This is a genomic window from Pseudanabaena sp. UWO311, from assembly GCF_006937785.1.
Lineage (GTDB): Bacteria > Cyanobacteriota > Cyanobacteriia > Pseudanabaenales > Pseudanabaenaceae > Pseudanabaena.
In genome coordinates this window covers 26339-40685 of record NZ_SJEE01000030.1, presented here as the reverse complement: position 1 = coordinate 40685, position 14347 = coordinate 26339, and the positions used below count along the sequence as shown (strand labels likewise).

General features: G+C 38.7%; 12 protein-coding genes. 5 read left to right on the top strand and 7 right to left on the bottom strand.

Features of this window, described 5'->3' with window-relative positions; all coding sequences use genetic code 11:
* Nucleotides 1-370 precede the first annotated feature (370 nt).
* Together PseudUWO311_RS18805 and PseudUWO311_RS18800 are read right to left on the bottom strand one after the other, a co-directional pair.
* A complete protein-coding gene (locus PseudUWO311_RS18805; RefSeq protein WP_339375544.1) occupies nucleotides 371-1252 on the bottom strand; it encodes a histidine kinase dimerization/phosphoacceptor domain -containing protein in 882 nt (293 codons plus the stop codon).
* Between the two features lie 5 nt (nucleotides 1253-1257).
* The gene (locus tag PseudUWO311_RS18800; protein WP_142656763.1) at nucleotides 1258-2742 is read right to left on the bottom strand and encodes a GAF domain-containing protein; all 1485 of its coding nucleotides are present in this window, start codon (nucleotides 2740-2742) and stop codon (nucleotides 1258-1260) included.
* A 461-nt stretch (nucleotides 2743-3203) separates the two neighbouring features.
* Here PseudUWO311_RS18800 and PseudUWO311_RS18795 point away from each other — a divergent pair, with 461 nt between their 5' ends.
* The 3 genes from PseudUWO311_RS18795 (at nucleotide 3204) to PseudUWO311_RS18785 (ending at nucleotide 5483) form a co-directional block, all read left to right on the top strand.
* The gene (locus tag PseudUWO311_RS18795; RefSeq protein WP_142656762.1) at nucleotides 3204-3485 is read left to right on the top strand and encodes a hypothetical protein; all 282 of its coding nucleotides are present in this window, start codon (nucleotides 3204-3206) and stop codon (nucleotides 3483-3485) included.
* Between the two features lie 129 nt (nucleotides 3486-3614).
* Nucleotides 3615-4343 (top strand): DUF4079 domain-containing protein, encoded by a 729-nt coding sequence (locus PseudUWO311_RS18790; protein WP_142656761.1) that lies wholly within the window; start codon nucleotides 3615-3617, stop codon nucleotides 4341-4343.
* A gap of 96 nt (nucleotides 4344-4439) precedes the next feature.
* Nucleotides 4440-5483 carry a DMT family transporter gene (locus PseudUWO311_RS18785; RefSeq protein ID WP_142656760.1) on the top strand — a complete coding sequence of 348 codons (1044 nt, stop codon included), beginning with the start codon at nucleotides 4440-4442 and terminating at the stop codon, nucleotides 5481-5483.
* Nucleotides 5484-5517: 34 nt separating this feature from the next.
* Here PseudUWO311_RS18785 and glgB read toward each other — a convergent pair whose 3' ends face one another.
* The 5 genes from glgB to PseudUWO311_RS18760 form a co-directional block, all read right to left on the bottom strand.
* Nucleotides 5518-7776 (bottom strand): 1,4-alpha-glucan branching protein GlgB, encoded by a 2259-nt coding sequence (gene glgB, locus PseudUWO311_RS18780; protein WP_142656759.1) that lies wholly within the window; start codon nucleotides 7774-7776, stop codon nucleotides 5518-5520.
* 528 nt (nucleotides 7777-8304) lie between these two features.
* Entirely contained in the window at nucleotides 8305-8712 is a 408-nt protein-coding gene (locus PseudUWO311_RS18775) for a HEPN domain-containing protein (RefSeq protein WP_142656758.1), read from the bottom strand.
* Nucleotides 8705-9133, bottom strand: coding sequence for a nucleotidyltransferase domain-containing protein (locus PseudUWO311_RS18770; protein ID WP_142656757.1), 429 nt, complete (start codon nucleotides 9131-9133; stop codon nucleotides 8705-8707). The genes PseudUWO311_RS18775 and PseudUWO311_RS18770 overlap by 8 nt, the downstream gene beginning before the upstream one ends.
* Before the next feature lie 113 nt (nucleotides 9134-9246).
* A complete protein-coding gene (locus tag PseudUWO311_RS18765; RefSeq protein ID WP_142656756.1) occupies nucleotides 9247-9624 on the bottom strand; it encodes a type II toxin-antitoxin system VapC family toxin in 378 nt (125 codons plus the stop codon).
* Complete coding sequence (locus tag PseudUWO311_RS18760; protein WP_142656755.1) at nucleotides 9625-9894, bottom strand: DUF2281 domain-containing protein; 270 nt, start codon at nucleotides 9892-9894, stop codon at nucleotides 9625-9627.
* A 720-nt stretch (nucleotides 9895-10614) separates the two neighbouring features.
* On the opposite strand from PseudUWO311_RS18760, the gene PseudUWO311_RS18755 reads away from it, so the two are divergent.
* Nucleotides 10615-13668, top strand: a complete 3054-nt coding sequence (locus tag PseudUWO311_RS18755) for a class I SAM-dependent DNA methyltransferase (protein ID WP_142656754.1) — start codon at nucleotides 10615-10617, stop codon at nucleotides 13666-13668.
* Entirely contained in the window at nucleotides 13652-14317 is a 666-nt protein-coding gene (locus PseudUWO311_RS18750; RefSeq protein WP_142656753.1) for a hypothetical protein, read from the top strand. The genes PseudUWO311_RS18755 and PseudUWO311_RS18750 overlap by 17 nt, the downstream gene beginning before the upstream one ends.
* Nucleotides 14318-14347: the final 30 nt, after the last annotated feature.

Sequence of the window (14347 nt, the reverse complement as noted above, 5' to 3'; positions counted from 1 at the left end):
TCTGACCTCTTTTATAAGTAGAAATCTACTAGTATGCAAGCGAAAAAGTAAATTTTATTGGGAGTCTGTGACTTTTGTAGATTTACTAAGTTGACATTCTTATAACAAGTCAAAGAAATGTATAAGATAAGTATAAATACTTATCTTATAATAAGTGTCATACCCCCAATTTTCACTTGCTAAAGGAAACTTCTAAACTATATTTATAAATTATATTTTTATGTTTGTGATCTACATTATATAGCAATGCTAAGGCATAGAAAACCCTTAACAAAATTTACGAGATTGTAAAAATTAGTGAGAAAGAAACCCGAAGGGTTTCTTTCTCACTAATTTTAGGGATTACTATATATAGTGACAGCTATAAACTTTAGACTACAGGAAAAAACACTTGAAACTTCGTTCCCTTCTCACCATTATATAGAAGTGTTCCTTCAAGTTGGTCTGTTAAGCTATTGACTAACTGCATACCTAAACTCTCTGTGTTTGCTAAGTCAAGGTCTGGAGGGAGACCAATACCATCATCAGCTACTATTAAATGATATTGATGTTCAGCTTGCGTTAACTGAATATTGATTTCACCATATCCACTAGGAAAAGCATATTTCAAGGTATTTGATATTAATTCGTTGATGATTAGCCCTAGAGAAATTGATTGCTCTAGAGGCAAGAAAATATTAATAACATCCAATTTATATTCAATATGTTCTGAATGATTGACATAGCATTGAAACAGATTAGCTATTAAGTCAGAAATATATTCTCGGAAGTTGATGTTAGCAAGATCTTCATTGTTATGAAGTTGGGCATGAATTAGCGCCATAGACTGAATACGATTTTGATATTCTTCAATCAAGATTTTTAATTCAGGGGTGGTTTTGCGAAACTGCATTCTTAGAAGGCTAGACATTACTTGCAAATTGTTTTTGACCCGATGATGCACTTCTTTAAGCAACACTTTTTTCTGATGCAGTTCGTTAGCTAATTGCATGTATAGCGCTTCTTTGTCCGCGAGTTCTTCCTGCACCTGCTGATACAGGCTAGCTTGTTGAATCGCGATCGCTAGTTGATTACTGATTTGCTGAACTAAGCTAACTTCCTCTGCTTCCCAGTGACGAGGGGCTGAACATTGATGAATACAGAGTAGTCCCCACAAATCATTCCCATTTAGTATTGGAACGATTAAGTTTGCCCGAATTTGAAACAATGCCAAAATATCAATATGACATGGCGTAAGCCCTTCATTGTATATATCATCTACAGCCTGAAATTACCGAGACGATATGATTCGGCATATTCTTCCCCGAAGCGATCCTCATGAAGCTCAGATGTGATAACTGAATCAAATTCATCAACTACAGATTCAGCAACAAATTCACCATCACTAAAATTAGTGTTGGGCGTAAATTTGTAAATGCAAACTCGATCAGCTTGGAGGAATTGATGGATTTCTAGGGTCGCGGTATCAAAAATAGTATGCAAATCAAGGGATTGACGAATTCTCTGCATGAGATCATGTAGCAAAGACTCTCGAACCGCTTGCTGACGAATTAGCAGTTCAGCACGTTGGCGATCGCGTAGTTCTAGCTGTAGTTGCTGATACGCGCTAGCTTGTTGAATTGCGATCGCAAATTGACTAGATAGTTGTTGTAATAGATCTATTTCCCATTCTTGCCAATGGCGAGGGCGATCGCATTGATGGACTATCAACATCCCCCAAAGTTGTTGATCCTGAAGAATAGGTACAACAACTTTGGCTCTAACTTCAAGTTCTTGGAGAGACTCTAGCAAACAAGGTGGGACAGATTCAGTCTCAATATCCTCTAAAGAATATATTTCTCGATGTAAGTAACTGTCATACATTTCTTCTGAAAGAGTTCCTTCAAAGTAGATATTATCTAACATTGAAGCAAATCTAGGAGAGACAGATTCCGCGATTACGGCTCTTGTCCTATTGGCATATATTTGACATACTAAAACCCGATCTGATTGCAAGACTTGGTATATTTCGGCAACTGTTGTATTGAGAGTTTCTTCGAGGTTAAGGGAGGCGCGAATACGCCGTGAGATGCTACTGATCAGGCTTTGGCGATTTGCCTGCTGTTGTACTTGGATCTCGGCAAGTTTGCGATCGGTAATATCCTGCGCTATCCCAATTTTCATGAGTACTGCACCGCGATCATCTCGACTAAATACGGAGTCACGACTGTAAAGCCATCGCCATTCTCCATTAGCGTGTCTCATCCGATACTCCATATCAATGATTTTCCCATCGGCAGCAGCACAAATCAACGCTAAGTTGGCAGCCACTTTATCTAGGTCTTCTGGATGCATGAGATTGAGGAAGAAATTGGCTCCCATTTCCTGAACTTCCTGTGGGGTATAGCCAAGTGTTGCATAAATCTCGCGGCTTGAATAAATATTTCGCTGCTCTTGAACGTTATAGAGATAGAGAATATTGGGAGATGCATCAGCAATTTTCTGAATAAATTGCTGGCTCTCCCGAAGAGATAGCTCCACTTTCTGGCGATTTTGCTTTTCCAACAATGCTTCTGAGCGATCGTGAATGAGGTTTTGTTGTTGTTTCTTTTGGGCGATCGCATTTCGCAACGTAGAGAAAATTAATTCCTTAGTGAGAGTTTCTTTAACTAAATAATCCTGATAATCTTGCTCAATCAGAGATATTAATTCCTCGTTAGCTGCACTTACCAAAATTAATACAGGGATTTGTTTGGAATTCAATAGTTGTAAAATCTTTTCCCTATCTAGATTTGGCAACTCCCAGTCTAGTAAAATGCAGTCAGGATCTTCTTGAAGATAAATTTCTAAAGATTTTAATAAGGGAGATTCGCATTGGTGAATTTGGTAGCGATTTTGACGATGCTCTATGATATTCGTATCGGCAGATGGTAAAAGCTTCCCATAAACAAGCTCGTCATAGCTGTCAGTAATGATTAAGACTTTACGTTCAGAGTTAGCTATGAATTTGTTGATTCAATTTATGTAAACAAGAAAAACACCTTGAAGTCATTATAAAATGCAATCAACATAAAACCTTAAATTGCTATATGAGAATATCTGTAAGGCGCTGTATGAGTATCATCCTTTTGTAGGATGATGATTTACGGTGATAAGAACTAGACTCTGTTTCACAGATTTGGACTAATAAAAATCAGTAATGGTCAACTGATGGAGGTTATATTATGAATACCGAAGAAGCCACTATTGCGGCATTGCAAAATCGTATTAAATATCTAGAAGCGCACCTCCATCTGGCTTTACAGGTCTTGACTGACTTGGAAAATGATTCTCAAGATGTTATTAAATCTTTGGACATCCAGCGTCAATCTCAGACTATAGACATAGTTCCCACTAGCAAAATTGAACTGCCTACGTTTTTACATTCACGCACATGGAAACATGATTATCCCCATGTAGTAAATCATGCAAGTTCACGCGATCGCTTAGTAGCTAACGCTTCTTAAACCTACAGGAATTATTGTAAAAGAGATGTCGGAAAATCCCGACATCTCTTTTTTGCTTTCAGAAAAAATCCTTTGTACAAAGAAGAGAATTAATGTGAAAATTGCTATATTAATTCGTGGATTAAGACTATGGAACTGGAAGACTTTTTTGCTTTAGTACATCCTGCGATCGCAATTATTGTGGTGTTTCCATTGATTGGCATTGTCACAAATCGCGCTTGGTTAGTTCGCCAGCGCCGTTTGCAAGTCATTGATGGCGAAAAAAGCAAGATTCCCCCAATTGTAGGATCTGAGCATGTAGCGATCGGTAATTGGTTGAGCATCTCAGTCGTAGGAGTTGCCCTATTGGGTATGGCTTATCCGATTTTTTCCAAGTTTCTCAAAAATGATGTCTTCTCCAAAGATTCTTTACGAGCTTTTTCTGTAGTAGCTATTTTCATCGCTACAACTGCTGCATTCACATTTTTGTTTAAAGCAAAAGTCAAAATCTGGAGAAATATTTTTGCAGCTTTAACATCCGTTGGATTAATTGTGTTAGGGGCGCAGCCAGAAGTGTTTCGCCGTGACAGTGAGTGGTTCTTTTCCCATTATTACTATGGCATTGCGGCGGCTATATTAATGATTATTTCAGTTGCCATTACTCAAGATATCTATAAGGATAAACAAAATCGCTGGCGGAATATCCATATAATTCTTAACTGTTTTGCTTTGCTGCTCTTTATCGGACAGGGAATGACTGGTTCTAGAGACTTACTCTCAATTCCTTATTCTTGGCAAAAAGAATATCTTAGACCTTGTGATTCTAAAACTAGAACCTGTCCTAAATCCACAGCATTTTACATTCCAATCGATCGCTAGCTACTAAAATCCTGTCATCTTTCCCAGTAAGATTTTTAAGTTTTAGTAACTGAAAACTTAAAAATCTTGTAGCCCATTAAATCGCAAAATCTTGTAATGAAAATTAGTAATATCCAGACCATCTTAAATCGTATCCCAAGCTCGATCTATCTCGCTATTGCTGTTTTGATTTTTGCATCCTCAAACTCGCTCACGCGGATACTCAATGACATTGGGCTACATAATTTAATCGATGGCAGAAATCCTATCTCCCTCTGTAATGTCCTATTTGTTGGCAATATTTGCGGATTGGGATTAATGATTCCCCTCTTTTATCGTGACTGGAACCCAACTGTTCTCAAATCAATTACGCGCAAAGATTGGATTAGTTTAACGATTACGAGTATTTTTACTGGAGCGATCGCTCCTGCTTTGATGTTTACAGCGATTGGCAATACAAATATTGCCAATGTTGTTTTGATTGGTCGTATTGAGCCAATCTTGACGCTTGTATTGAGTGTTTGGCTGTTGGGGTTAAGGCTTGATGGCTGGACAATTGCTGGTGCTCTGGCTTCCTTCGGTGGCGTGGTGGTTACTATCCTTTTAGGGGGATCAGGAAAAATGATGACGATGGCAGGATTCCAAATTGGAACTGGAGAAATTCTGGTAGCGATCGCGGCGATTATTACTTCTATCTCATCAGTCAATAATAAGAGGCAATTGCAATCAATTCCTTTAGGGATTTTTACAATTTATCGCAATCTGCTGGGAACCGTAATTTTCTTTGTAATAGCCAATGTTTTGTATGGGAAAGAACATTTTGCTGATGCTTTTTCGCCTTTGCTTTGGCAATGGATGCTCATCTATGCATTGGTAATCGTAGTTGTTGCTAGACTTAGTTGGCTAGCAGGTTTAAAGAGAGCCACTCCAACAGAACTTAATTTAGCTACTTCGATAAATCCCATTCTCACAATTTTTATGGCTTACTTGATTTTGAGACAAGTCCCCACCCTAGCCCAATATTATGGATTAAGCTTATTAATCCTTGGGGTTATCTTAAATTTTATTGGTAATCTATATCAACAAAAGATGAAGCGACAAGCTCCTAAACCTACTGATATCGAAAAAATGGATGCACCGATTGGTTTCCGAGGCATGTAAAAAAGGAGCGCTTAGCGCTCCTTTTTATTGCGTTTTAGACTTCGCCTATATACTTCAGCACAACCACACTTAACGGCGGCGCTGTCACATCGACTGAATAGGGCTTGCCATGACTGCCATAATCATCAGAATATTTGCCGCCAAGATTGCCGACACCGCTGCCACCGTAGATCGGGGCATCGCTATTAAGAACTTCTTTATAGAAGCCCTTTTCAGGAACACCGACACGATAGTTGTGATGGACAACAGGCGTAAAGTTGCAGACCACCAACACAAACTCGCCCTCTAGACCTTTACGCAAGAAAGAGATGACTGAGTTTTTGGTGTCATTACACTCAATCCATTCAAATCCATCTTGGGTGAAGTCTTGAGTATAAAGTTCAGGTAGCGATCGCAGTAGTTTGTTCAGATCGCCGACATATTTTTGCAATGTCTTGTGACTTGGATATTGCAACAAATGCCATTCCAGATCGCCCCAAACGTTCCATTCCGCCCATTGTCCAAATTCCATGCCCATAAACATGGTCTTCTTGCCAGGGTGAGTGAACATATAGCCATATAGACAACGCAAGTTCGCAAACTTCTGCCATTCATCTCCAGGCATCTTGCCAATCATCGGACTCTTGCCATGCACCACTTCATCATGGGAGAGAGCCAACATGAAGTTTTCGCTGAAGGCATACCAAATACTGAAGGTGAGATAATTATTGTTATGTCCACGGAAATATGGATCAAGCTTGAAATAATCCAGCATGTCATGCATCCAGCCCATATTCCACTTCAGGTTGAAGCCTAACCCACCTGAATAAGCGGGCCATGTCACCATTGGCCAAGAGGTAGACTCTTCGGCAATGGATAAAGCGCCTGGGTAGTAGGTAAACAGGATGCTATGTAAATGACGGAATAGCTCGATCGCTTCGAGACTTTCGCGACCGCCGTACTCGTTGGCAAGCCATGTACCTGGTTCGCGGTTGTAATCGCGATAGATCATCGAAGCAACTGCATCGACGCGGATTCCATCGATGTGATATTTGTCGAACCAGAACAGTACATTGGCAATCAAGAAATTCTTAACTTCACTGCGTTTGTAGTTAAAGATTTTGGTTCCCCATTCTTTATGTTCACCAATGCGGACATCGGCGGGTTCATAGAGAAACGTGCCATCAAAGAAGGATAAACCATGTCCATCTTTAGGGAAGTGGGCAGGAACCCAGTCAACAATAATGCCAATATCGTTTTGGTGACACTTATCGATGAAGTACATCAAGTCTTGAGGTGTGCCATAGCGCGATGTGGCGGCATAGTAACCCGTCACTTGATAGCCCCATGAGCCATCGAAGGGATGCTCGGCTACAGGCATCATTTCAATGTGGGTATAGCCCATCTCCTTGACGTAGGGGATCAAGTCTTCGGCGAGTTCGCGATAGGTGAGAAATCTTGCTCCAGGTTTAAGATCAGCGGCTGATACGCTCTGGTATCCACTAGCAGGAGGATTGGCTGCCGAGGCGTGCATCCATGAGCCAAGATGCATTTCATAGACTGAGATTGGCTTTTTAAGAGGATCTTCAGTGCGGCGCTTGTCTAGCCATGCTTGATCATTCCATTCGTAGGTACTGAGATCGGTGACAATCGAGGCGGTTTTAGGACGCACTTCCTGAAAATAGCCATAGGGGTCGGATTTTTCGTAGATATGCCCTTCAGGACTTTTAATTTCGTATTTGTAAACTGTACCAACTACTAATTCAGGAATAAACAGATCCCAAATGCCTGTATTGCCTTTACGCATTTGGTTCTTTCGTCCATCCCAGCTATTAAAGTCGCCGATGACCGATACATTACGGGCATTGGGTGCCCAAACCGCAAAATAAACTCCACTCACGCCGTCTATTGTGGTGGGGTGTGCGCCCATTTTTTCGTAAATCTGGTAATGCGTACCTTCACCAAATAGGTGAGCGTCAAATTCAGTCAGTAATGGGGATCTGAAATAGTAGGGATCGTGAATTAGCCGATCGCTGTCTCCAGCCTTAACTCGAAACTGGTAATTAAACAGGTGGGGCTCGTCACTGAGTACACATTCAAAAAAGTGAGGATGATGCACGGAATGCATCGGATATTCTTGATTTTTCTCGGAATTAACTACATATACTGCCTCTGCGTCGGGTAGATAAGCTCTAACCACCCATACCGACTTACCTTCTTGCTCAATTTCATGGGGACCAAGGACTGTAAAGGGGTCGTGGTGTTGATTCCACACAATGCGATCGATTTGCTCGGTGGGGAGGGTTGGGGTCATATCACTTTAAGTAAACGCACATATTTAAATTACTGCATATTAATCACCAAATGACAGGGTGTAATCTAAAGTAAAGACTGGTGAATATTTTCTTTTATTTTTTATATACATAAAATACGAGGTTGAGATGTTTTTTGAAGAGGCATCACGTTATCAAGAAGCATCACGATCTTTGATTCATCAGTTTGGAAAATATTGCTAATTTGCGATTGGACGATTTGACAATCTGGGCGATCGCAATTTGTCATCATCAAGTGCAAACAGAGTCTTTATAGAAAAAAATAATCATCTCAAAAGTCAGAAGTTGAGCGATAACTGATGTTACGTGGAACTCAGATGATGAACTCTTGCTGAATCGCGAAGTAGGGCAACCACGGGGGGATTGCCCCTACCTGAATAATTTAGATCTTGTAGGGGGTGTGCCCTCGTGCCAGCCCTAATCCTATGCCATCACAGAAATTCCTTCCACGTAACATCAGTGATAAAGGAAAGAGGCAATCATTTTTCTTATCTTTAGTTGTGCTTAAGCTAAGAAATTTTGATTTTATCAGGAAGAAGAGAATTGACAAAATCAAAAAGCTCTTCTGCTTTAATTAGCGCATCCTCTAATTCTTCTGGGTTCGGTTGCATTACATCGCTTGGGTATCGAAACTCTGTGGCATAAGGAGTGAGTATTTCTGAGGTTTCTTGATAATGCTCGAAACTTGAGTTTATCCTAATCGCTAATTGAATAAGCAAACGAATATCATGGGTTCTCGGAAATTCTTGGTCATGTAAGATCAAAAAACCTTTTACGGCTTTTTCGGCTGATTGTTGGCAATGATAGATTGCAATATCTCCATAGATTTCTGGCTCGATACTCAGTTTTTTTGCGGCGAGTAAGTCGTGTTGAGCTTTGATAAGCCAATTTTGCACTAATTCATCTTTACTATCCATAAAGACATTTTCCTTTATTTAATATTTGATGCTCTAGAGATATTGGAATCTGTGCAAATTTTTCTATTTCTCTTCTGGTTTTTACTAAAATATCTAAGGGATAAGGAATATCTCTTAAGCATCGGTAAGCAATAGAAGAACGTTTGCTAGAGGAGAGATTGCTTTCAGTGACAATAACCAGTAAATCCAGATCGCTATCTTTGTGAGGGGTTCCCCAAATATGAGAACCAAATAAAAAAATGTTTTCTGGTCTAAATTCGTTTACAAGTCGATTGGTAATATCTAAGAGTACTTGCTCTATTTGCACATTTGTTTGAGTCGCAACTTGAAGGGGAATGATGCGATCGCTTAGTGGTATAATTTTTTCTTGGCTGGCTTGCTGCTGGACTACCATTGATTTAGTCTTTACCTTAGATTTCATAACTATAGCTCAGAAGCCAAAAAGTTGCTAGATGATCGCATGTTGTGATCATTCAAGTGCGATCGCAAATAGAGCCTTGAAAAAACAGCGATCGCTAAATTATTGCAATCAACCTATTCCCAAATCCTCTGTACTGGATAGTTGTCAAAAACTGCGTCACAGCCTACTATCGCTAAACTTTGGTGTATTGCCTGAGCAATTAACATGCGATCAAAAGGATCGCGATGATGGAGAGGTAAATCTATGTAGATTTCAGTGTCTGCAAAAGCGATCGGCAATATCTGAATATCTAGTTGTAACAAGATCTCTGGTAGATCTTGAAATTCAAATTCTACTTTCAGTTTACCAATTCCAATTTTTATTGCTATTTCCCAAATGGAAATAATGCTGATGTATGTATGACTAGCTTGTTCAATTTGCTGCTTGATATTTGAAGGGAGCTTTATATCATCATTCAGAAACCAGAGTAAGGTATGAGTATCTAGAAGCATTTACATATAATCCTTCATTTCGTCTAATGGTGCATCAAAATCATCAGACATCCAAATTTTTCCTTTTAGTAATCCTGCTTGACGTTTTTTGAGAGATGTTTGAGGGATGGATTTGGAAATGCTTTGAGTGTGTTTGTTAATTAGATATTCTGCATAATCCAAAACAGCGATTTTTATGTCTTGGGGCATGATGGCGATCGCTTGTAAAAGCTCTGCATCTAGAGAGTCTGGATTACGCGGTTCATTTTTCTTGTCAATGCTTTGCACCATTAGTTTTTTTCCTCATCGACAATTGGCTAAGGATATTATAATTGCAAGCTGATTTTTTGGGGTTGGAAGGTTTGGCTTTATAAGCGATCTGCTTTTGCTATTACCGATCGCGATCGCAAATAGCGCCTTGTAGATAAAGTGGCGATCGCTATTTCTAAAAGTACAACTCTACTAACGTGCAATCTGTATGATTTTGAAAATATTGCTAATTTGCAAATGGAAGATTTGATGAGCTTTGCGATAGCCCATTTGGTATGCTGTGAATGAAGAATGTAGAAGCACTGCGATGGACTGTTAATGCAGCGACGTTAATGGCAAAGTAGCAGCGATCGCTGAATAATCGGGTATTTTTGTCAATCTGGAAAGCAATAAACCAATTCAAACACCTCAAGAATTAAAGCTGAATTATCAACACTTGGGTGCATGAACGTACAACTGTTCATTAATATTTCTATGCAATATTGTTCCAAAAAACCCCGAAATATAATCCAAACTAAAGTCTAAAGTCTATTTTTTCTGATATATTAAGCTGTCTAGACAAAAATTGATTGTTATGATTGAGAGCTTTGGTAGACCCAAGAGTCCCGAATTTATCTACCTTTGGGACAAAAAATATAAAATAAAAACGAGCAATACTTCCAGTAAGTTCTTCTCTCTTCAGACAATTTTTAAGGAACTTGAGTTTTTAAATCTGCTCACCATTGAGGCATCTAAATAGAAATGTCTGCCAAATCTACTACGGGAAATCTATATCAGCGTGTCATGGAGGAGTCAGGCTTCTATAGGAGTGGTGTACCTACATCAGGTGTGATAACTGCTGAGTCTCTTCGCCATGACAAGCAACAACTTGAGAAACGTATTAAGTACAGTGCTGTTATTGATCCAGGTCAGATCAATGCTACGGCAATCTTTGAGTTGTCAGGTTCGCCTTGTATTTATTTCACTCAGCTAGCTGAGTCTGAGCCAGACCCTAAAGAATTAGCACGGTTGCATAAGCTGTCTTGGAATCATGGCTTAGCGCCAATGTTATGGGTTGTCACGCCTACAAGCGTACGCTTGTATAACTGTTATTCCAAGCCTACTCAAGAAAATAATCCTGATGAACATAATTTAATTAAGATATTTGAAGATACAGAATCAAGCCTAAAAGAACTGAACGAACATGCTAGCCGTCTCCAAATTGAATCTGGGGAGTTTTGGCAATGGCAGAATGCCAAGCAAATTGACCGAAAAAAAAGAGTTGATCGTGTCCTAGTAGAGGATTTACGAGAGGCAGAGAAGAAGCTAACAGCAAAAGGACTGAAATCTGAAGTTGCTCATGCCCTCTTAATGCAATCTATCTTTGTCGCCTATCTTGAAGATCGAGGGATTTTAGATACACAGTTCTTTCATTCTCGCTTTAATGTCAATAGTTTTACTAATTTACTAGATGATATTTCCTCTACTCGCAATCTTTTTGCATGGTTGCAAGAAACATTCAATGGAGATATGTTCCCTTTGTCTTCTAGTAGTTTGCAAAACACTTATGAAATAAGGCATCTTGAAATTGTTAAAGATTTAGTGGGTGGTGAAGTAGAGATTAAAACAGGTCAAGGAAGACTGTGGAAATTTTATGACTTCAAAGTAATTCCTGTCGAACTGATTAGTTCGATTTATGAAAACTTTCTATATGCTAAAGATTCACAAACTGCTGAAGAAACGAGCGTACACTACACACCTGTTAACCTCGTTGATTTAGTACTTGATGAGGTGTTCAAAAAGCTTGATGGCGATGCCAAAATTTTAGATTTAGCTTGTGGTTCAGGTTTGTTCTTAGTTGAGTCACTAAGAAGATTAGTAATCAAGCGTTGTTTGCAAGGAGAAGAACCCTCTCGACAACTTGTTCGCAACACTCTATACAATCAAATTTACGGTGTAGATATTGAACCACAGGCGATTCAGATCGCTGCTTTTAGTTTATATCTAACTGCTTTAGAGCTTGATCAAGAGCTAGAACAATACAAGCATTTATCACGCAACTTAAAGTTTCAGCCTTTAATTGATAGAAGCCTATTTTCTTGCGATATTTTCGATGAGACAGATAAGTTTAATAAAGTGGAAGCTCTTACTAATAAAAAGATTAATGCAATTGTAGGGAATCCTCCTTGGACTAAATCTAAATTCACGAAGTCAGCTTCAATATATTGCAGCCGTGAGCGATCTGAAAAAGAATACCCAAAAGGATATCCTCTAGCATTTGGAGATCCACCTGATCAAGCATTCTTGTGGCGTGCTAACGATTTTGCAAATATAAATACTCAAATTGGACTTATTTTACATGCAAGAGCATTTTTTAGTAATTCCTCTAGATCTAAGGAAGCAAAAAAAGCTCTTCTACTTCACTTTACGCCGAGAGTAATTATTAATCTCTCAAAACTATATAGAGAGAATTTATTTCCTAATTCTGAAGCTCCTGCAATTATTTTAATTTTAGAAGGTCGGCGTTCAGAGACCAAGGATTTTTGTTACTTTGTCTGTCCACAACGTTCTATAGACTACAAAAAACATGGAATTCTGGAAATTGGGGTTGAAGATATTAAGAAATTGCCAGTTTACGGTGTGGCATCAGATCCTGATATGCTCAAGGTTGCCACATGGGGAAGTGCTAGAGATTTAGCACTGATCCAAAAATTAAGAGAAGAATTTCCGAGTATTGAGGAAGTAGCAAAAAGCTCTTTAAAGAATGGATTTAAGGTAGGCAATCAGAGACAAGAAGTACCGCAAGATTTAAAAAGTCACAAATGGCTCCCCTCTGGATTAATGACAAAATATAGGATTGATACAACTAAATTAGATATTCTTCCATATAGCAAGTTGGGAGAGCCAAGAGATTATCAAACATATAAAGCTCCATTAATTATAGTTCCTGAGAAAGTAGAATCAACAGGTGTCTTCTCAGCTTTTAGTCAGGAAGATATAATGTATACAAAGAGCTATTATGGGATTTCGATCCCAAAAAGTTCTGAATATTTGGCTTACTATTTAAATGGTATTATCAATTCTTCTCTAACAAATTATTTTTTATTCATGACATCATCGTCATGGGGAGTTGCCCGCAAAACTCTGATGATGCAAGATATAGCACGCCTTCCAGTTCCTTCTCCAACTAAAAGTAATGCACATATTGTTTCTCAAATTATTGACTTAGAAAGTCAATTGATTGAGCATAATAATTCTTTTTCTTATTTAAATCTAAAGATACAGCTAGATGATGCTGTATTCAGTCTTTATAATTTAAATGATACAGAGCAGGTTTTAATCAAGGATACTGTTGGTATAACTATTGATTTGTATATGAATCGAGAGAAATCAGTAGCTTTTCAACGACCTCAACTTTCTGATTTAGAACTGTATGCTATAGAACTTATTAGAGTACTTCAACCTTTTCTTCAGACTTTGCGAGAAAGAGTATTAGTAGCTAATATCTTAGAAGTGGGAAAATCCCCTTTACAAGTAGTTAAATTTAGCTTAGTACCTGAATCTAGCCAAGAACAAATAGTTCAGACTACACAAGCTCAAGAGTTAAAAGTAATTCTAGGGCGTATAGCTGAGCAGTTACCTCAGCAAATTGCCGATCGCATTTATACCCGTCGAGATCTGCGAATCTATACTGGTCAGGATATCTACATCATCAAACCTGCCCAAAAACGTTTTTGGAGTCGCTCTGCTGGATTAAATGATGCTGATCTTATTCTTTCTGAACATTTGGGGGTAAATCGTGCTGCCATTGGATGAGTCTAATGTTGTTGGACAACCTATTACTATTTTTAGGCAAGACATAATCATTACAGTCTTACGACTGATTAGAGATGCTTGGGAAAAGCTTTCCAAGAAAGGTGAAATTCTTGTCACTTGGGATGAAGATACAATCGCAGGAGCCTTACATAATGAGATGTGGGAAGTGAAGAAAAATCTTGGAATCACTGGACCACCTCAGATTGTGAATGAGCCTGCATCAAGAAGATCTAGCAAAAGCTTAAAACCTGATGGCTTTATTGATTTCAAGATGTTTTATGGCTGGGGAACAGAGGAAGATTATTTTGGGATAGAGTGCAAACGAATTAGTAGTAGTACAGAAGGAAAAGATAAGGATTTAGCGACACACTATGTAAATAATGGGGTAATGCGTTTTATTAATGGAATTTATAGTCCAGCACATGACTGTGCAGCAATGGTTGGCTTTGTAGTTGATGGTAAGTTAAAGGAATGTATTGAAAGAGTTTGTCAAAGACTTAATAAATATCGTCAGAAAATTAACATGGTAGAGGATTGGGTGATTGAAGATGATTTTGGCTTACAGGATGATCTTTACCGCACTATTCACAATCAAGAAGGGAGCAATAATCCATTTCGGCTTCTTCACCTATTTCTAGTTGTAAGTTAGCTGAAACTAATATGAAAAACTGTTTAACTA